A 19,291-nucleotide genomic window follows, 5' to 3' on the forward strand; every position below is an offset into this window, starting at 1 on the left:
CGTTTTGCGCGGCGGCGGATATCGGATTTTAGGCAGATGCGCGCATTACGGGCGCTCGCGGAGGTCGCGGCGATCGCCTCATGAGCGTGCTCGCGGCGCCCCGGGTCAGGCGCAGAGGCGCATCGGTTCGGCCATTTCGTCGGTGTCCTCGGTCTCGAACAGCTCGAACGCCTCTTCCCAGGCGGCCATGCGAGAATCGCGCAGTTCGGCGTCGTCGGTGACGCGGACGATCTGGTCTTCGCGATCGTTCCACACCAGGCCGATGTCGGTGACGCGCTCGACGTCGCGGCCCAGCAGCAGGAACATGTCGGCCTTGGCCGCGCGCTCGTGGCTGATCCGGCGCAGGGTGCGTCCGCCGCCCAGGTCGCGATGGATGTCGGCGAAGTCCAGCACGGCCGAGATCATGGCCTGGTTGACGGGGGCAACGGCCCAGGGGGAGCAGGCGAAGCGCGACATCAGGGCCTCCTTTGAAGGGTCTCCAGTCTCGACCCCCGCAGAATGTGCGGGCGTTGCGACAGAAACGGTCGTAAGCTGTGCGTCTGCTTGAGGAACGCATGAGACACGAGAAAGCCACCCGCCTGCTGGACCTGGCCCGGATGCTGGCCGGTTCCGCCGAAGGCCTGACCCTGGACGAGATGGCCCAGAACCTGGACGTCGGCCGCCGTACCGCCGAGCGGATGCGCGACGCCGTCTGGGCCGCCTTCCCGCAGATGGAGGCGATCGACGATCCGCCGACCAAGCGCTTCCGGATCCCGTCGGGGCTGGACGGCCTGTTCCAGACCCCGACCGCCGAGGAGCTGGCCGCCCTGCGCACGGCCGCCGATTCGTACAAGGCGTCCGGGGCCGAGGCCCGCGCCGCCTCGCTGTACGCCCTGGAGGCCAAGCTGCTGTCGGCCCTGCGCGGCTCGGCCCGCCGACGCGTCGCGCCCGACGTCGAGGCGCTGGTCCAGGCCGAGACGATCGCCGTCCACGCTGGCCCCCGGCCGTTCGAGGACCAGGCGCTGCTGGCCGCCATCCGCCAGGCGGTCAAGGGGTTGTCGGCCCTGTCCTTCCGTTACCAGGGCGGCAGCACGCCGGGACGGACGCGGGAGGTGACGCCGCTGGGCGTCCTGTTCGGGCGCAGCAACTATCTGGTGGCGCTGGAGGGCCAGGGCGGCCGGCCGCGCTCCTGGCGCCTGGACCGGATGAGCGACATCAAGGTGCTCGACAGACCGGCCCCCCCGCCCGAGGACTTCTCGCTGCAGGCCTTCGCCGACGAGAGCTTCGGCATCTATCACGACGAGATCCAAGACGTGGTCCTGCGCATCAAGAAGGAGCGGGCCGACGACGCCCTGCGCTGGCGCTTCCACGCGACCCAGCAGGTGACCCAGGAGCCGGACGGCTCGGTGCTGGTCACCTTCCGGGCCGGCGGCATGCGCGAGCTGTCCTGGCACCTGTTCACCTGGGCCGACGCGGTCGAGATCGTCGCGCCGCCGTCCTTGAAAGAGATGATGGTCGAGGAACTGCGCGTGGCTGGCCGCGCCCACGGGGCGTGGTAGGGACGCGGGATGAATTACCGCCACGCCTTCCACGCCGGCAACTTCGCCGACCTTCATAAGCACGCGATCCTGCTGGCCATGCTGTCGGCCCTGCAGAACGAGAGCAGCGCCTTGTCGGTGATCGACACCCATGCCGGGGCGGGCGGCTATGACCTCTCGGGCGAGATGGCCCGCCGCTCGGGCGAGGCCCAGGCGGGGATCTTCCGGCTGAAAGCGGCGAGCGATGCTCCGTCGGTGTTCGATCCGCTGCTGAAGGCGGTGGCGGATATGAACGGTGGGAAAGACGGCGACCTCTATCCGGGCTCGCCGCTGCTGCTGGCCCGGGCGCTGCGCAAGACCGACCGCTACGCCGGCTGCGAGCTGCGGCCCGACGACGCCCGGCTGCTGCGCGAGACCCTGGCCCCCTATGCCAGCGCCCAGGCGCTGGAAGCCGACGGCTTTACGACCGCCGTGCAGCAGGCCGGGCGCGGCGGCCGGCCCTTCGTGGTCATCGACCCGCCGTTCGAGCGGCCGGACGACTATTCGCGCATCGTCGAGACGACCCGGGCGGTCCTGGCCCGCGCCAAGGACGCCGCCCTGGCCGTCTGGCTGCCGATCAAGGACCTGGAGACCTTCGACGCCTTCCTGCGCGCGATGGAAACCGTCACGAACCAGCTGCTAGTCGCCGAGCTCCGCCTCCGGCCGCTGACGGACCCCATGAAGATGAACGGCTGCGCGATGGTGATGATCGGGGCTCCGGCCTCGGTCGACGAGGCGGCCGCTCGGGCGGGCGACTGGATCGCCTCTGGCCTGGGCGAGACTGGCGGCCGCTCGCGCGTCTGGCGGACCTGACTTGACCGCCAATCCGCCGAGGATCCCGCCCACCTTCGCCGAGGCCCTGCCGGTCTGGCTGAAGATCGGCCTGCTGGGTTTCGGCGGACCGGCCGGGCAGATCGCCCTGCTGCACCGGGAAGTGGTCGAGACCCGTGACTGGGTCGACGACGACGAGTTCGCCCGCGCGCTCAGCTTCTGCATGCTGCTGCCCGGCCCCGAGGCCCAGCAGCTGGCCACCTGGCTGGGCTGGCGGCTGCACGGGATCCGGGGCGGCCTGGCGGCGGGCCTGCTGTTCGTGCTGCCGGGCCTGGCCGTCATGCTGGCCCTGTCGGCGCTGTATGTCGCCCATGGCCGCTCGGACTGGGCCGCGCCGGTGCTGCTGGGCCTGAAGGCGGCGGTGGTGGCCCTGGTGCTGCAGGCCCTGCTGAAGATCGGCGGGCGGGCCATCAAGGATCGCATGGCCGCCATCGCCTGCGGCGCGGCCTTCGCCCTGCTGGCCTTCACCACCGTGCCCTTCCCGCTGGTCGTGCTGGGCGCGGGCGTGCTGGGCTGGGCCACGGCCAAGGGCGGAGAGGGCGTTTCCGACGTTGCGCCCGCGCCGCTCAAAGGGCAGGGCAGGACCGCGCTGGCCTGCCTGGCCCTGTGGCTGGCTCCGATCGCCCTGGCCTGGATCGTCGCGCCGGGCTCGACCCTGGCCTGGATGGGCCTGTCGTTCGGTGGCTTGGCCGCGATCAGCTTTGGCGGCGCCTATGCGGCCCTGGCCTATATCGGCCAGGCGGCCTCGGCGCTGGGCTGGCTGTCGGCGACCCAGATGCTGGACGGCCTGGGCCTGGCCGAGACCACGCCGGGGCCGCTGATCCTGGTGTTCGTCTTCGTCGGCTTCGTCGGCGCCTTCCAGACCGCCGCGCCGGAATGGGCCTGGGTGCTAGGTGTCCTAGGCGGGCTGATGGCGGCCTGGACCACCTTCGCCCCGTCGTTCCTGTGGATCTTCGCCGGCGGGCCGCTGTTCGAGCGCTGGGGCCGGCGGCCGCGCCCGTCGCGAGCCCTGGCCCTGATCTCGGCCGCCTCGGTGGGGGTGATCGGCCAGCTGGCCCTGTGGTTCGCCATCCACCTGCTGTTCCGCGGCGGCCAGACGATGGAGGTCGCGGGCCTCGTGCGCGTCATGCTGCCGGACGTCGCCACTTTGGACTACGGCGCCCTGGGCTTGATGGTCCTTGCCCTGATGCTGGTCTTCGCCACCCGCCTGCCGATGCTGGCCATGATCGCCGTCCTGGTGGTCGCGGGGGTCCTTTTGAAGGTCGTCGGGCTGAGCTGAGACTCAGTTGATCGAAGGCCGGCACTTTTGCGATTGCGAACGCGTTTTCCGTGTTATGCTGCGCTGCAATAAATCGCGGTTGTCAGCCCAACGGAGCGCGCCATGGTTTCGATCTTCTCCTTCCTACCCGAGTACAAGACCGACGAGGCCGAGGCGCGGACCGCCCCGCACCTGGCGATCGGCGCGGCCTCGCCGCTGTGGCTGATGTTCGGCGGCGCGGCGGCGGCCGGGGCCACCTATTGGTGGTGGGCCTCGCGCTGGCGCGAAGCGGTCAACCTCGAAGCCTTGATGGCCCTGACGCCGGAACCGGTCGCGCCGCCCGCCGAAGCCGTGGCCGAACTGGAGGCGACGCCGCCGCTGACCGAAGCGATCGCCGAGCCGGTCGTTGGCGCTGTCGCCCTGGCGGTCCAGGCCACCGAGACGGTGCTGGACGCCGCTCAGGAGATCGTCGAGGCTGCGGCCGAGCCGCTGGTCGAGACCGCCGCCGCCAACGAAGACGTCGCCCAAGCGGTGGTCGCGCCGGAGGCTGAGCCGGTGGTCGCCGAGGCGGCCGAAGTCGTCGCCGAAGCGCCTGTCGAGTTCGCCGAGACGGCCGCCCCGGCAGTGGAGGCCGCTCCTGAAGCCGTCCTCGCCGCTGTCGAAACCGCCGGCGACGATCTGACCCGCCTGGTTGGCGTCGGCCCCAAGCTGGCCGCCTCTCTGGCCGAGTTGGGCGTGACGACCTTCAGCCAGATCGCCGCCTGGACGCCGGACGAACTGGCCTCCTACGACCAGCTGCTGAGCCTGAAGGGGCGCGCCGAGCGCGACGCCTGGATCGCCCAGGCCAAGCGTTTCGCCACACCCGACGAAGCCTGACCCTTCCCTCCGAGAATCAGAGAGGCCGCCGAGGAGACTCGGCGGCCTTCTTCTTTGGGTGATCCCCGAGGGGCGACACATGAGGCCGGAAATGTGGCGGCTGGGGTCGCTTTCCCCGCGCGTAAACGGTTAAAAAGACTTCGCAATATGGCTTTCGAAGCACGAACTGCGTGCCGTCTGCCACAGTTCGCCTGAAATGCGACAATTCGCTGACGGTAAGATTGCGGTCCCGCCGCGAAGCGGATTGGGTGGTCGCAGCGGTAATTCGTCGCGCGCCAACGGGGCTTGGCGGGGGGGCGTGCCGCGTTGTCCGCAATCGAAGGCGAAAATCCTCCAATGCTCACTCATCGTAGACATCTTCTGGCCTCGACGATCATCGCGGGGCTGGCGGCCGGCGTGGCTCTCCCGGCCATGGCCCAGACGGCGCCCCAGACGCCCGATCAACCCCAGACCGAGGTCGAGGCCGTCGTCGTCACGGGTTCGCGCATCAAGCGTAGCGCGTTCAACAGCCCCGACCCGATCCAGGTCATCTCGGCCGAGCAAGGCCAGCTGCGCGGCATCGCCAGCGCCACGGGCCTTCTGCAGTCGTCGACGATCGCCTCGGGCTCGCCGCAGGTGACCGCGGCGATCTCCAACGCCTTCGTCACGGACGGCGGTCCCGGTTCGGAAACCGTGTCGCTGCGTGGCCTGGGCCCGAACCGCACCCTGGTGCTGCTGAATGGCCGCCGGGCGGGTCCGGCCGGCACCCGCGGCGGCGTCTCGGCCTTCGACCTGAACGTCCTGCCGCTGTCGGTGATCGACCACGTCGACATCCTCAAGGACGGCGCGTCTTCGGTCTACGGCTCGGACGCCGTGGCCGGCGTGGTCAACATCATCACCAAGCGCGACACCGACGGCATCGACGCGGAGATGTTCTACAGCCAGCCGCAGAAGCATGGCGGCGAGCAGTACTCGGCCAGCGCCAGCTGGGCCAAGACCTTCGACCGCGGCTTCCTGAGCCTCTCGTACGAGTACTTCAAAAAGGCCGAGCAGACGCGGGGGCAGCGCAGCTACACCAACTGCGGTCGTCAGTACATCACCGGCTCGAACGGCAAGCGTAGGGACACGATTGATCCACGCACCGGCCAGATCCAGTGCCGTGACCTGCTGTACGATCAGATCTGGCTCTACGACTTCAGCTTCGCCGGCTTGCCGGGCAAGTTGCAGTACGACTACACCGGCAAGATCAAGGGGCTGATCCCGCAGGTTCCGGCGGGCGGCGGCTATCCGGGCATGCCGGCCGGCTTCTACACCGTCGGCTACAGCGACGATCCGGCGGCCGCCGACATCGGCGTGCTGGACTACAATAGCCCGTTCAACCTGTCCAAGTCGCTGACCCCTCGCACCGAGCGCAACACGGTCTTCGCCCAGGGCACGTTCAAGATCACCGATAGCGTCGAGGCGTATGGCGAGGCCCTGCTGAACCGCCGCGCGACCAAGACCAATGGCTATCGCCAATTCTGGAGCTACTTCTACACGGGCGACGCCGATCCGTTCTCGGCCGGCTTCACGGGCGACTTCATCCTGTCGCCGACCCCGGTCACGAACCACGCGCGTGATGGCCAGCGTGTCGACTACCAGCGCTATGTCGGCGGCCTGCGCGGCGACTTCGGCAAGATCGACTTCCTGAAGGGCTGGGACTGGGACATCTTCACCCAGTACAGCCACAACAAGGGCCTCTATTCCCAGGACGTGATCCTGAAGGACGCGGTCGACATCGCCGCGTTCCGCACGGGTTCCTGCGCCGGTCAAGTCACGCCGATCAGCAAGAAGCAGTGCGTCGACGTGGCTTGGATCACGCCCGACTTCCTGGCGGGCAAATACGCGCCCGAGGAGGAAGCCTTCCTGTTCGACACCGAGACCGGCAAGACAATCTACAAGCAATTGGTCTTCGAAGGTTCGGTCTCGGGCAATCTGTTCAAGTTGCCAGCCGGCGAGGTCGGGGTGGCCCTCGGCTTCCACTACCGCAAGGACTCGATCAATGACACGCCCGGCCCGATCACCTTGGCCGGCAACATCTGGAACTCGTCGGCCTCGGGCATCACCAAGGGCGATGACCTGACGCGGGAAGTCTACGGCGAACTCAGCGTGCCGATCTTCAAGGACATGTTCCTGGCCAAGAGCGTCGAGCTGTCGCTGTCGGGCCGTCACACCAAGGTCAATTCCTACGGCGAGGACGACACCTATAAGGTCGGCCTGAACTGGCAGATCGTCCCGTCGCTGCGTCTCCGGGCCACCCGTGGCACCTCGTTCCGCGCGCCGGCCTTGTTCGAGCTGTACAAGAACGCCGAGACGGCCTTCGCCAACCAACGCACGATCGATCCGTGCGTGCGCTGGGGCCAAAACCTGGCGCAGGGCAACATCACCCAGCGCGTGGCCGACAACTGTCGCGCCGACGGCATCCCCGACAGCTATACCGGCGCGGGCGCCCAGGCGACCGTCACCTCGTCCGGCGGCAAGGGCGGTCTCGTCGCCGAAACCTCGCTGGCCAAGACCTACGGCGTCATCTGGACGCCAAAGTTCGCCGACTTGCAGGTCGTCGTCGACTATTTCGACATCGACGTGAAGAACGAGGTCACGCAGCTGGGGGCGGGGACGATCGTCAACCAGTGCTACAAGTCGCTGAACTTCCCGAAAGACCGGCTGTGCAGCCTGTTCGCGCGCAATCCCGGCTCGCACCTGATCACCACCGTCACCGACAATTACATCAACATCGCCGAGCAGATTAACCGCGGCATCGACCTGACCGTCCAGTACGGCGTCGACCTGCCCTGGGACATCCGCATGACGACCGAGCTGCAGTCGACCTGGCAACTGAAGGACACCGAGGCCAAGTTCGCCGACACCGTCGTCGACCAGAACGGCTTCGTCGGCGATCCGGACTGGACTGGTCAGCTGAACCTAAGCTTCCAGAAGGGCGACTGGACCGGCTTCTGGGGCGTCGACATGATCGGCAAGGCCTCGGACGCCGAGACGGAGGTGGACAAGAACACGGCGGGGACCTCGTTCTACAAGATCCACACCGAGTTCACGGCCTACCACAACGTCTCGCTGCGCAAGCAGTTCGAGGGTTGGTCGATCACCGGCGGCGTCTCGAATCTGTTCGACGAGCAACCGCCGGCGCTGACGATTGGCCAAGGCCTGTACGAGACGGTCGGGACCTCGGTCCTGTCGTCGCAGTACGATTATCTGGGGCGTCGCGTCTTCATGAACATCAAGGCGCACTTCTAGTCCCGACCTGATCCTCTAAGATGACGGCGGCGGAGCGATCCGCCGCCGTTTTTCTGTCCGCTTCTTTTCAAGGCCCTCGCGTGAACGCCATCATCCGCGGCAAGCCCGACAATCTCGACGCGATCGGCGAGCGCTTCGACCGCGCGCGCCTGTCCCAGCCGGTGTTCCTGAACAGCGTGCCCAAGGCCGGCACGCACCTGATCCGCAACATCCTGCGGATGTTCGTCGACCCCGAGCAGCATTGGCGGCGCGAGTACATCCAGCACGCCCTGCTGTCGCGCAGCCGCGACGCGTTCCTGGCCGACAAGCCGATGATCAGCTGGGGCCACATGCTGTTCTCGGACGAGTCGGCCGTGGCCTTGCGCGACGTGCGCCACCTCGTGCTGGTGCGCGATCCCTACGACTGGGTGCTGGCCCGGGCCCGCTTCTACCTGTCCGACGAGTTCCAGGGCGGGCTGGAGCACATCAAGAACGGCGGCGCGACGGTCGAGGACGTCATCATGATGATGATCCTGGGCGCGCACGGCCGCGTGCCGGACCTGAAGGACATCTTCAGTATGAACGCCGTGGCCTGGCTGGGCTCGCGCGCCGTGATCGTCCGCTACGAAGACATCGTCGAGGCCCTGAACGACCTAGGCTCCAGGCGGGCCGAGGCCTTCTTCCGCCAGCTGCTGGCCGACTGCGGCCTCGACCTGCCCGCCGACTGGCGCGACCGCGTCGAGGCCGGCGCCGACCGCCGCGAAAGCCGCACCGCCAGCGAGAACCTCAAAGTCACCGCCGAAGTGCCCAGGCTGCTGTCCGACACCCACAAGCGGGTGGTGGACTTCCACGCGCCGGGGCTGCGGGCGTTGCTGGGGTATCGGTGACGAGGCCGAGTTCCACCCGCCAACGCCGCAGAGCCCCCACCTGACCACGCTCCGCGTGGTCGTCCGCCCCCGGAGGGGGCGGAAGGACTTCCTTCTTCCCTCTCCGGGGGAGGAGCGCGCAGCGCGGAGGGGGGCCAGTGACCAACCCGCCACCGCGACCCATCGTCCCAGATTCACAATTAACCGGGATTCACCACGCCTCGCGACCCCGCCTTAACCATCCCGCTCCATCCTGTACTGAAATGGGATTGCCCAAACGGGATTGGAGGGGCGGATGGCCCAGCACGTGGAAACCCTGGTGATCGGCGCCGGTCCGGCCGGCCTGACGACCGCCTATACGCTGGCCAAGGCCGGGCGCGGCGTGACCGTGCTGGAGATGGACCCCGTGTATGTCGGCGGCATCAGCCGCACCGTGGACTACAAGGGCTTCAAGTTCGACATCGGCGGCCACCGCTTCTTCTCGAAGAGCCAGGAGATCGTCGACCTCTGGAACGAGATCCTGCCCGACGACTTCATCGACCGCCCGCGCCTGTCGCGGATCTATTATCGCGAGAAGTTCTACGCCTATCCGCTGAAGGCCTTCGAGGCCCTGGCCAATCTGGGCGTCTTGACCGCCGCCAAGTGCATGGCCTCGTTCGGCTGGGCCAAGTTCCGGCCGATCGCCGCCCCGACCACCTTCCACGAATGGGTCCGCAACCAGTTCGGCGAGAAGCTGTTCTCGATCTTCTTCAAGACCTACACCGAGAAGGTGTGGGGCATGAGCTGCGATGAGATCTCGGCCGACTGGGCCAGCCAGCGCATCAAGGGTCTGGACCTGGCCGCCGCCATCATCGACGGCGTCAAGCGCTCGCTGGGCGTCAAGGCCAAGGCGACCGGAGAGGGCGCGCCCAAGACCCTGATCGAGAGCTTCCGCTATCCCCGCAAGGGCCCTGGCATGATGTGGGAGGCCTGCGCCGCCAAGATCACGGCCCTGGGCGGCGAGGTCCGTCTGGGCCGCAAGGTCGACGGCCTGCACTACGACAAGATGGCCAAGATCTGGACGGTTTCGGTCGCCGGCGTCGACGGCAAGAAAGAGATCTACACGGCCAACGACGTCGTCTCCTCGGCCCCGATCCGCGAGCTGATGCAGGCGGTTTCGCCTACCCCGATCAGCGTCTTCCACGCCGGCGAGCTGATGTACCGCGACTTCATCACCGTGGTCCTGATCGGCAAGCCGCAAAAGGAGCTGCCGGACAACTGGATCTATATCCACGACCCGTCGGTGAAGGTCGGCCGCGTGCAGAACTTCCGCTCGTGGTCGCCGGAGATGATCCCGGACGGCGTCTCGACGTGCCTGGGCCTGGAATATTTCTGCTTCGAGGGCGACGGCCTGTGGACCAGCTCGGACGAGGACCTGGTCGCCCAGGCCAAGCGCGAGATCGGCAAGATCGGCCTGATGGAGCCGGCCGACGTCTACGACGCCTGCGTGGTGCGCCAGCACAAGGCCTATCCGGTCTATGACGACGCCTATGCCGAGCACATCAAGATGATCCGTCTGGACCTGAAGATGCACTTCCCGGGCCTGCACCTGGTGGGCCGCAACGGCATGCACAAGTACAACAACCAGGACCACGCCATGATGACCGGCCTGCTGACGGCCGAGAACATCATCGCCGGCGAGATCGTCCACGACGTTTGGGAGGTCAACGAGGACGCCGAGTACAGTGAGGCCGGCGTCTCCGGGGCCCGCGAGGCGCTGCGTAGCGAACGCGCCGTGCCCAAGAAGGTCGCCGCCTAGCATGGGCCTTGGCCTTCAGCTCTGGCGCCGACTCCCCGAAGGCTTGCGGGAACTGACGCTCTACGGCCTGGCCAGCGCCCTGGCGTTGGGCGTCGACTGGGGCCTGTTGCTGATCCTGACCAAGCTTGGCGTGAACTATCTGGTCGCCTCGGGCGCGGGCTTCACCAGCGGGATCGGCGTGACCTATGTCCTGTCGGTCTCGGTGGTGTTCCGCCACCGCCCGGTCGCCGACCGCAAGCGCGAGTTCGTGGGCTTTCTGGGTGTCGGCCTGGCGGGCCTGATCCTGACCCAGGGCCTGATGGCGCTGTGGGTCGAGGCCCTGCATTGGACGCCCGGCCTGGCCAAGATCCCGACCGCGGGCGTCGTCTTCCTGTTCAACTTCACCGTCCGCCGAGCGCTGCTGTTCCGCGCGCCCCGCGTCGACGCCGCGCGGCCGTGAGCCCGGCCGACCGCGTCTCCTCCTGGGCCAAGGGGGCCTGGCCGGGGCTGCTGGCGGCCTTCGGCCTCTTTCTCCTGAGCCGCGCCTATCCGGGCGTCTATCACGACGGCCGCCTCTATGTGGCGGCCGCCCTGGCCAAGCTGGACCCGTCCGGCGTGGGCCAGGACCTGATGTTCGTCCACGACGGCCAGTTCGGCTTCAGTCTCTACACGCCGCTGCTGGCCCGGCTGATCGACCTGCTGGGCCTGAGCAGCGGCGCCATGGCGATCGTGGCCTTGACCCTGGCGCTCTGGTTCGCCGCGGCCGCCTGGATGGTCGAACGCTTCCTGGCCGACCGCCCGCCCGCCGTCCGCTGGGCGGCGCTGGTCTTCGTCGTCGTGCTGCCACCGCTGTACGGGCCGCTGAACGCCATCGGCTATGCCGAGCCCTACGCAACGCCGCGCGGCCTGGCCGAGGCCGCGGGCTTGGCCGGCATGGCGGCGTATCTGTCGGGGCACAGGATCCTGAGCCTGGCCGCCTGCGCCGTCGGCATGCTGTTTCACCCGATCATGGGCCTCTGCTCGGCCGCGGCCGTCGGCCTGGCCTTGTGCCTGGAGGACCGCCGCTGGCTGTGGGCCGCCCTCGCGGCTGTGGCGCTGGTCACGATCGCCGGCCTGCTGCGCCTGCCCTTGGCCGATCGCGTCGTCACCCTCATGGACCCGATCTGGCGGGCCATTGTCGAAAAACGCAGCCCGATCGTCTTTCCTTCGGAATGGCCGATCGAGACCTGGAGCCTGATGGCGCTGCACGTCTGCGGCCTGGGGGCGGGAGCCGTCCTGCTGCGCGGCGCGCCCCAGCGGCTGGCCCTGGGCGCCCTGGCCGCCGGCCTTTTGGGCGTGGCCGTCTCGGCCGTGCTGGGCGACGGCGTTTCGCTGCTCCTGTTCCTGCAACTGCAGACCTGGCGGATGTTACAGCCGACCGCCGTCCTGGCCGCCGCCTGTCTGGCCATGCTGGCCGCCGAGCTGCCCCGGCGCGGGCCGCTTAGCCTATGGGGGCTGACCCTGTTCGGCGTGGCCTGGATGTTCCGCAATGTGGGCCATCTGGCTCTGGTCCTCGCCCCCGCCGGCCTGCTGTGCGTGCTGTGGGGCGAGCGGATCAAGTTCAGCCGGCCGAAATACATGGCGGTGGCCGCGATCGGCGTGCTGGCGGCGTCGGCGATCGCGTGCGGCGTGCTGGGGGGCATCGACCTGTCGGGCTTTCTCGCGACCATGCCGCGGACGTGGCCGTTCAGCCTGGGGTTCGTCTGGACCAGCGACTTGCCAGGCCTGGCGGTCGCCCTGGTCGTCGGCGTCTGGCTGGCGTCGGGATGGAAAGCTCCGCCCCGGGCCGTTCGGATCGCCGGCGCGATCGGGATCGGGGTCCTGGCGCTGGCGCTTTGGGACGATCGATCGCCGTTCGCACGCGAGCACGATCAGGGCCGCGACGCCATTCTGACCGCCATGACCGCGTCACGGTCTGGCGAGGTGCTCTGGCTGCTGGGCGACGTCGAGCCTTGGGTGCTGATGGGGCGGCCCAGCTGGTCCAGCCGCGTCCAATCCGCCGGCGTGGTATTTTCCCGGCCCTTGTCGCTGGAGATGAAGGATCGCGCCGCGCGCCTGCGGGCGCTGGGTCTGGTCCAGGACGATTGGATGAACCCGCCATCGGGGCGGATGACGCCGCCGCCGCGGCCGCGACTCGCGGCGGTGCGGGCTCTCTGCGGGCAGCCAGACGCCCCCGCCTGGATCATCTGGGCGCGGTGGACGGACGAGGCCCTCGAGCCAGAGCTCCAAGCGCGGGACTGGACCCCCCGGACGCCGTTCGCGCAGCCGACGCTTGATGGTTGGCTGACGGCCAGTCGCTACGCGGTGATTCCGTGCACGGGCGAATGAGCCGGTTCGTCGGGAGCCTTGGAAGCCGTGAGGCGATTGGCGCCCCAGCAGACGAAGTGCACCAAGGCGTCGGCCAGGCCGACCATCGCCGCCAGCACGAAGAAGCTCGAGATGATTAGGATCGCCAGAACCGACATGATGGCCTCCTGCCATTCCATTTAGCGGCGCGACGGAATTTCGGTTCCCTTGGCAGCGCTTCCAGAAATAGAAAAACCATCTAAATGGTTGACAACGTTGTCACGCTTCCGGTGAATGGCGCGTCCGCGCAAAGACGGATTCCACGAATATCGTCACTAGGGAGTGGTGCAGTGATTGCGGTGTTGAAGTTCAATTTCGGGGGTGTCGCCCAATGACCGACGCCGCGATCGCCAAGACCGCGCCCAAGAGCGGGGGCGTCAAGCTCGCTATCGTCTATGTGACGTGCCTGTTCTTCATCTGGGCGCTGGTCACCAACCTGCTGGACCCGCTGCTGAAGACCATGAAGACGGTCTTCACCCTGACCCCGGTGGAAGCCAACCTGACCGGCTTCGCCTTCTTCATCGCCTATGGCGTCATGTCGATGCCCTCGGCGGCGTTCCTGTCGAAGTTCGGCTACGCCAAGTCGGTGATGGTCGGCCTGGGCGGCATCGTCGTCGGCTGCTTTATCGCCATCGCCGCGGCCAAGCTGCACACCTTCGCCCTGGTGCTGACCGCCCTGTTCGTGATGGCTTCGGGCATCACCCTGCTGCAGGTCGCCGCCAACCCGCTGATCGCCTCGATGGGCCGGCCCGAGGATAGCTCGTTCCGCCTGAACCTGTCGCAGTCGTTCAACTCACTGGGCGCGGCCTGCGGCCTGTGGTTCGGCGCCAACTTCCTGCTGAAGGGCGAGATCTTCCAGAAGGGGATCACGATCACCGAGCCGATGCGCGAGCAGGCCCTGGGCTTCGTCTCGAACGTCTATTTCGCGATCGGCGCGGGCCTGGCCCTGTTCATCCTGGCCATCTTCTTCGTGCGCCATCTGATCACCGAGGCCGCCCCGAAGACCGGCCACTTCGTCAACCCGCTGACGGCCCTGTCGTCCAAGTGGGCCAATCTCGGCTCGATCGGCATCTTCCTCTATGTCGGCGCCGAGGTGGCGATCTCGCTGAACCTGCTGCTGTTCATCGAGCAGGCGCACATCCTCAACATCCCGGCCGAGCAGGCCGGCAAGATGACCACCTTCTACATGGTCTTCGCCATGATCGGCCGCTTTGGCGGCTCGGCCTTGCTGAAGTCGTTCAAGGACTACGCCCTGTTGACGTTCGTGGCCCTGGGCGCGATCGCCCTCAGCCTGGTCGTGATCTTGACCAAGGACATGGTCCCCAGCGCCCACGCGGGCGAGATTAGCCTGCTGCTGGCGACGGTCCCGGTGACGACCGGCCTGATCCCGGCCTTCGCCGCCCTGCTGATCGGGCTGTTCAACTCGATCATGTTCCCGACCATCTTCACCCTGACCCTGCAGCGCTCGTCGGCCCCGGCCTCGGCGACCTCGGGCCTGCTGTGCATGGCCATCGTCGGCGGCGCCTTCTTGCCGCYGATCTTCGGCAAGATCGAGGAGATGACCGGCTCTAAGTCGCTGGCCTTCGCCGCGCCGCTGGTCTGTTACCTCTACGTCCTGTGGTTCTCGATCGCGGCCAAGAAGGCCCCGACCCACGAGATCGAGGAAGGCGTGGCCAGCGGCCACTGACCCAAAATCACGAACTCGCACCTGCAAGCGCGCCCCGGGAAGTCCATCTTCCCGGGGTTCTTTTTTGGGCCTCGGTGGGCGAGCCTGTCGACGACAGCGAATGTGCCGCTGAAGGGCTAGCGCCGCGCCAGCAGCCGGTCGCGCAGCTTCAGGAACGGCCGCTCGACGGCGAAGTGCAGGGCCAGGGCGGCGGCCAAGACCGTGCAGGCGTAGAGCGCCAGGGCGGGAAAGCCGGTCAGCGCCCCGGCTCCCAGCCAAGCCTTGTCCAGCGTGTAGACCGGCTTGTGGACGAGGTAGAGGCTGTAGGACAGCGTCGCCAGCATCCCGACGCCCGGCAGCGGCAGGCGCGCCAGCCAGGGCTCGGCGTCGAGTGAGGCCGACAGCAGCAAGGCGCAAGCGAGCGAGAATAGCGGATAGCCGAAGACCGAGCCCGCGAAGCCCATGTACGGGCCCTCATAGCCGACGACGATCAAGGCGCCCGCCAGGGCGAACAGGCCGCAGATGAGCGCCGTCCAGGCCGGCAGCCAGCGAGCCATCGTCCGCGGGCGGAATGTCCGGCCGGCGGCGAGCAGCACGCCCAGCAACAGGCCGTCCAGGCGCACCCAGGTCGGATAGTAGAGCTTGGCCATGTAGAGGTTCCACGGCAGGTCCGATACGGCGCTGTAGAGTCCCGCCCGCAGCGCCATGCCGCCGACCAGGACCACACCCGCCAGCGCGGGCCCCGCCCACTTCGCCCGGCCGCGCAGGACCAGCAGGGTCAACGGAGCGAGCAGGTAGAAGTACTCCTCGACGCACAGCGACCAGGCCGAGCTGAACGTGCCGGTCGCCTTGGCGTCGAGGTTCCAGTTCATGCTGAAGGTCAGGAACCGCCAGGCCGGCAACATGGCCTTGCCCTCGCGCATGGTCGGGATCAACAGATATAGGGCCAGGACCACCAGGAAGGCCGGCAGGATGCGGAAGGCCCGGCGCAGGTAGAAGTCGGCGAAATCGATCCGCCGGCCTTGCGCCAGTCGCGCCATCAGCTGGCCGCCGATCAAGTAGCCCGAGAGGACGAAGAACACGTCGACGCCGAGCCAGCCCCAGGGCCAGGCGTCCGCCAGCACACCGACGCGTGCGGGCTTGGCCAGGTGCCACAGCATGACCATCAGGACGGCCACGGCGCGCAGCAGGTCGGGGCCGACCGCTCGCGCTGAACGCGTCGCCAGCGCTCCGACGTCGGCCGCCGCGCTCGCATAGTCCGCCACCCGCATGATCGCCCCCAAGCCCTGGTCTCAAAGGCAGTTGCGGCGGTTCGCCAGAGGCTGTCGAGAGGGCGGAGGCGGCCTCACGAGAAGTTGCGCCGGCGTGTCGCTCAACCTGATTTCCGGCTCCGGGGACTCACGCCGGTCCAGCGCTTGAAGGCCCGCGAGAAGGCGCTGGTTTCGGAGAAGCCGACCAAGTAGGCGGTCTCATTGACTGACAGGCGCTCGAGATAGGTCTCGGCCATCTCGCGGCGCAGGGCGTCCAGAACCTGATCGAAACTAGCGCCCTCGGCCTTGAGGCGGCGATAGAGCGTCTGGCGGCTCATACCGAGCGCTTTAGCGACGTCGTCCATGGCCAGTTCGCCGGTGTGGAGCAACGGGATCAGCAAGGCCTCGACCCGGCCGCGCGTGGTCTTCGAGGCCTCGAGGCTCTTGAGCAGCGCGTCGGCGCGGCTGTTGAACATGCCGAAGGCGTAGCGGTTGGGACGATGGATCTCGAGCGCCAACCACGCCTCCTCGATCCGCAGCGCGTTCCAGGCGGCGCCGAAGGTCACGGGCGCGCGCAGGATCCGCTCGTACTCAGCCGCGTGGGCGGGGCGTGGCCGGGTCAGGTGCACGGCGCGGACGAAGGCGAAGTCTGGATAGTGGCGGGTCACCTCGCAGACGAACCGGGCCAGCGCCGCCTCGACCATCTCGGGGAAGTCCTCGGCGTTCGAGCAGCGATCCTCCAGCCACAGCTCGCCGTCGCGGCGCGCCAGCTGGAAGCGCGGGCCGTCCGAGACGCCATCGACCTCGACCACCAGCCGCGAGAAGCGGTTCAGCTGCTTCAATGCCCCGCCCATGGTGTCGGCGGACTGGCAGATCAGGCCGACGATCGAGATCTGCTCAAAGCGCGTGGCCTCGGGGAACTTCAGGGCCAGGGCCGGCTCGCCGGTCATCGCCTGGCCGGCCCGATAGAGCGCCTTGTAGGCCGCCAGCGGCACGCGGGCGTCCTGGTCGGCGAAGTCGGCCGGGCGGACACCGGTGCGCGCCAGCAAGGCCTCCCGATCCGCGCCCAGCGACCCGGCGAACGCCAGCAAAGCGCTGAAGAACCCACCCGATACGGTCGCCTGGGCTCGCACAGTCTCGTTGGGGGCATTCTCCATGCGCCGAGCGGTAGCAGGGTGATCGCCAGGGTCAAGTTCGTGGCGCCGCGCGTCATGGCTGTGGTCGGCGTCGATCCCTAGCCTGGCTCCGAGATGCTTGTCAGGACAGGGTTTGCGTATGAAGTCGACCGCCGCCAAGGCGCTGAGTCTTTCGGCCTCCGCCTGGTTCGTCGCCCTGATCGGAGGGCTCTGGGCTTTCGGGATCTATATCGTCGGCCTTTACGGCGTTGGCGCGGCGACCGGGAACTGGGAACGCTGGAACGCCGTGCTGCCCAGCGGCCATGGCTACACCCCAGGCGACACGGCGGGGAACCTGGCGCTGGGCGTCCACCTGCTGATGGCGGTGTTCGTGACCTTCGCCGGCGCGATGCAGCTGGTCCCCGCGCTGCGGGCTAGGGTCCCGGCCTTCCATCGCTGGAACGGGCGGATCTTCGTCGTGGTGGCCTTCGCAATCGCGGGTTCGGGTCTCTACGTCGCCTTCGCGCGCGGGGCTGTGGCCGGGGTCTATATGACGATCGGCAATACGCTGAACGCGGTGCTGCTGATGGCCTGCGCAGGCCTGGCGCTGCGGTTCGCCATGAAGCGGCGGTTCGACCTTCACCGACGCTGGGCGCTGCGGGCCTTCGTCCTGATGCTGGGCGTCTTCTTCTATCGCCTGGGCATGATGCTGTGGTTCGCCGCCAATCGTGGGCCGGTCGGTCACACCGACGTCTTCGACGGCCCGTTCGACATCTTCCTGGCCTTCGCCCACCTCCTGCTGCCCCTGGCCGTGCTGGAGCTGTATCTCCTGGCGCGCGACAAGGGCGGAGCGCTCGCCAAGTGGGCCATGGCCGGCGGGATGGCCGTGGCGACCTTGGCGACGGCGGCGGGCGGGTTGCTGGCTTTGGTCGGCCTGTGGCTGCCGCGTCTTTAGGCAGATCAGTTTTCCTGAGGGGGCCTGTGGAAAAACCTCGCTCGTAAATCCCACCGGCCGGCACGACATTGATGCCTTGAGTTGCCAAGGAACGAGCATGGCCGCCGCCCAAGCCAAAAGCAGCCGCTTCATCAGCGGGTTCGGGGTCCAGGTCCTGGCCGCCATGGTCGTCGGTCTGGGCCTTGGCCTGCTGGCGCGCAACCTGGGACCGGCGGAAGGGCAGGCGGGTTACGTCCTGGCCGAGACCCTGCACCAGGTCGGGGCGATCTTCATCCAGCTGCTGCGCACCCTGGTGCCGCCGCTGGTGTTCACGGCCATCGTCGCTAGCATCGCCAACATCGCCCAGATGCAGAACGCGGCCCGCCTGGTCTGGCGGACCCTGTTCTGGTTCGCCGTCACCGCGCTGATCGCGGTGCTGATCGGCATCGCCCTCGGCCTGATCCTGCAGCCGGGCCTGCACACCTCGGTGGCCGCCGCGGCCGCCAAGGCGCCCAAGACCCACGGCTCGTGGCTGGACTTCTTGACCGGCCTGGTTCCCGCCAACATCCTGGGCCTGGCCGCCTCGACCAAGATCTCGGACGCCGGCGCGGCCACGACCTCGCTGTCGTTCAACGTGCTGCAGATCGTGGTGATCTCGCTGGTCGCCGGCGTCGCGGCCCTGAAGGTCGGCGAGGCGGGCGAGGCCTTCTTGAAGTTCAACGCCTCGGCCCTGGCCATCGTGCGCAAGGTGCTGTGGTGGGTGATCCGCCTGACCCCGATCGGCACCATCGGCCTGTTCGGCAACGCCGTGGCCCAGTACGGCTGGACCACCCTGGGCCAGCTCGGGGCCTTCACCGGCGCGATCTATCTCGGCCTGGCCCTGGTGCTGCTGGTCGTCTACCCGACGATCCTGGCGCTGAACGGGCTCAATCCGGTGAAGTTCTTCCAGGGCGCCTGGCCGGCGATCCAATTGGGCTTCGTCTCGCGCTCGTCGGTCGGCACCCTGCCGGTGACCGAGGCGGTGACCGAGACCAGCCTGGGCGTGCCGCGCGCCTACGCCGCCTTCGCCGTGCCGTTCGGCGCGACCACCAAGATGGACGGCTGCGCGGCCATCTATCCGGCGATCTCGGCGATCTTCGTGGCCCAGTTCTTCGGCGTGCACCTGGGCGTGTCGGACTATTTCCTGATCGTCTTCGTCTCGGTGATCGGCTCGGCCGCCACGGCGGGCCTCACCGGCGCGACGGTGATGCTGACCCTGACCCTGTCGACCCTGGGCCTGCCGCTGGAAGGCGCGGGCCTGCTGCTGGCCATCGATCCGATCCTGGACATGGGCCGCACGGCCGTGAACGTCGCGGGCCAGGCCTTGGTCCCAACCATCGTGTCAAAGCGGGAAGGGATCCTGGACCTCGACATCTACAACGCCGCTCGCGTTCCGGCCGAGGCGACCCTGCATCCCGCCGAATAGGCGAGCGCGGTTGCGCCGCGGGGTTTTAGCGGCGATTTTGCCGGCTTGGTGAAGCGTCCCCGG

The 19,291-nt window shown here is 68.1% G+C and carries 16 protein-coding genes and 1 pseudogene; 13 read left to right on the forward strand and 4 right to left on the reverse strand.

Translation table 11 applies throughout. The features are described from left to right. Positions 1–105 precede the first annotated feature (105 nt). Positions 106–456 carry a hypothetical protein gene (locus AC1DSO_RS09890; RefSeq protein ID WP_477068658.1) on the reverse strand — a complete coding sequence of 117 codons (351 nt, stop codon included), beginning with the start codon at positions 454–456 and terminating at the stop codon, positions 106–108. A 98-nt stretch (positions 457–554) separates the two neighbouring features. Here AC1DSO_RS09890 and AC1DSO_RS09895 point away from each other — a divergent pair, with 98 nt between their 5' ends. From AC1DSO_RS09895 to AC1DSO_RS09940, 10 genes and pseudogenes are all read left to right on the forward strand, one after another. Continuing rightward, positions 555–1,538 (forward strand): helix-turn-helix transcriptional regulator, encoded by a 984-nt coding sequence (locus AC1DSO_RS09895; RefSeq protein ID WP_477068659.1) that lies wholly within the window; start codon positions 555–557, stop codon positions 1,536–1,538. Between the two features lie 9 nt (positions 1,539–1,547). After that, positions 1,548–2,369, forward strand: coding sequence for a 23S rRNA (adenine(2030)-N(6))-methyltransferase RlmJ (rlmJ, locus tag AC1DSO_RS09900; RefSeq protein WP_477068660.1), 822 nt, complete (start codon positions 1,548–1,550; stop codon positions 2,367–2,369). Position 2,370: 1 nt separating this feature from the next. Continuing rightward, positions 2,371–3,666, forward strand: coding sequence for a chromate efflux transporter (chrA, locus tag AC1DSO_RS09905; RefSeq protein ID WP_477068661.1), 1,296 nt, complete (start codon positions 2,371–2,373; stop codon positions 3,664–3,666). 102 nt (positions 3,667–3,768) lie between these two features. Next, positions 3,769–4,521, forward strand: a complete 753-nt coding sequence (gene phaH, locus AC1DSO_RS09910; protein WP_477068662.1) for a phasin PhaH — start codon at positions 3,769–3,771, stop codon at positions 4,519–4,521. A 336-nt stretch (positions 4,522–4,857) separates the two neighbouring features. After that, positions 4,858–7,791 (forward strand): TonB-dependent receptor plug domain-containing protein, encoded by a 2,934-nt coding sequence (locus AC1DSO_RS09915; protein ID WP_477068663.1) that lies wholly within the window; start codon positions 4,858–4,860, stop codon positions 7,789–7,791. 80 nt (positions 7,792–7,871) lie between these two features. Next, positions 7,872–8,657, forward strand: coding sequence for a hypothetical protein (locus AC1DSO_RS09920; RefSeq protein ID WP_477068664.1), 786 nt, complete (start codon positions 7,872–7,874; stop codon positions 8,655–8,657). A gap of 61 nt (positions 8,658–8,718) precedes the next feature. Then, positions 8,719–8,790: pseudogene (locus tag AC1DSO_RS09925) on the forward strand (hypothetical protein); the annotation flags it as partial. Between the two features lie 141 nt (positions 8,791–8,931). Further along, positions 8,932–10,434 carry an NAD(P)/FAD-dependent oxidoreductase gene (locus tag AC1DSO_RS09930; protein WP_477068665.1) on the forward strand — a complete coding sequence of 501 codons (1,503 nt, stop codon included), beginning with the start codon at positions 8,932–8,934 and terminating at the stop codon, positions 10,432–10,434. 1 nt (position 10,435) lies between these two features. After that, positions 10,436–10,873, forward strand: a complete 438-nt coding sequence (locus AC1DSO_RS09935; protein ID WP_477068666.1) for a GtrA family protein — start codon at positions 10,436–10,438, stop codon at positions 10,871–10,873. Next, positions 10,870–12,780, forward strand: a complete 1,911-nt coding sequence (locus AC1DSO_RS09940; RefSeq protein ID WP_477068667.1) for a hypothetical protein — start codon at positions 10,870–10,872, stop codon at positions 12,778–12,780. The genes AC1DSO_RS09935 and AC1DSO_RS09940 overlap by 4 nt, the downstream gene beginning before the upstream one ends. Here AC1DSO_RS09940 and AC1DSO_RS09945 read toward each other — a convergent pair. Further along, entirely contained in the window at positions 12,750–12,917 is a 168-nt protein-coding gene (locus tag AC1DSO_RS09945; protein ID WP_477068668.1) for a hypothetical protein, read from the reverse strand. The genes AC1DSO_RS09940 and AC1DSO_RS09945 overlap by 31 nt on opposite strands. A gap of 212 nt (positions 12,918–13,129) precedes the next feature. On the opposite strand from AC1DSO_RS09945, the gene AC1DSO_RS09950 reads away from it, so the two are divergent. Continuing rightward, positions 13,130–14,485: a sugar MFS transporter gene (locus tag AC1DSO_RS09950; protein ID WP_477068669.1), complete on the forward strand. Its 1,356-nt coding sequence runs from the start codon at positions 13,130–13,132 to the stop codon at positions 14,483–14,485. A 116-nt stretch (positions 14,486–14,601) separates the two neighbouring features. Here the strand turns inward: AC1DSO_RS09950 and AC1DSO_RS09955 are convergent, their stop codons facing one another. Beyond that, positions 14,602–15,735: an acyltransferase family protein gene (locus tag AC1DSO_RS09955; protein WP_477068670.1), complete on the reverse strand. Its 1,134-nt coding sequence runs from the start codon at positions 15,733–15,735 to the stop codon at positions 14,602–14,604. A gap of 101 nt (positions 15,736–15,836) precedes the next feature. After that, complete coding sequence (locus tag AC1DSO_RS09960; RefSeq protein ID WP_477068671.1) at positions 15,837–16,871, reverse strand: AraC family transcriptional regulator; 1,035 nt, start codon at positions 16,869–16,871, stop codon at positions 15,837–15,839. 118 nt (positions 16,872–16,989) lie between these two features. Here AC1DSO_RS09960 and AC1DSO_RS09965 point away from each other — a divergent pair, with 118 nt between their 5' ends. Together AC1DSO_RS09965 and AC1DSO_RS09970 are read left to right on the forward strand one after the other, a co-directional pair. Then, a complete protein-coding gene (locus AC1DSO_RS09965; RefSeq protein ID WP_477068672.1) occupies positions 16,990–17,784 on the forward strand; it encodes a DUF2306 domain-containing protein in 795 nt (264 codons plus the stop codon). 97 nt (positions 17,785–17,881) lie between these two features. Further along, positions 17,882–19,228, forward strand: a complete 1,347-nt coding sequence (locus AC1DSO_RS09970) for a dicarboxylate/amino acid:cation symporter (RefSeq protein WP_477068673.1) — start codon at positions 17,882–17,884, stop codon at positions 19,226–19,228. Positions 19,229–19,291 lie beyond the last annotated feature (63 nt).

This window comes from Caulobacter sp. P4_E5 (assembly GCF_056401555.1).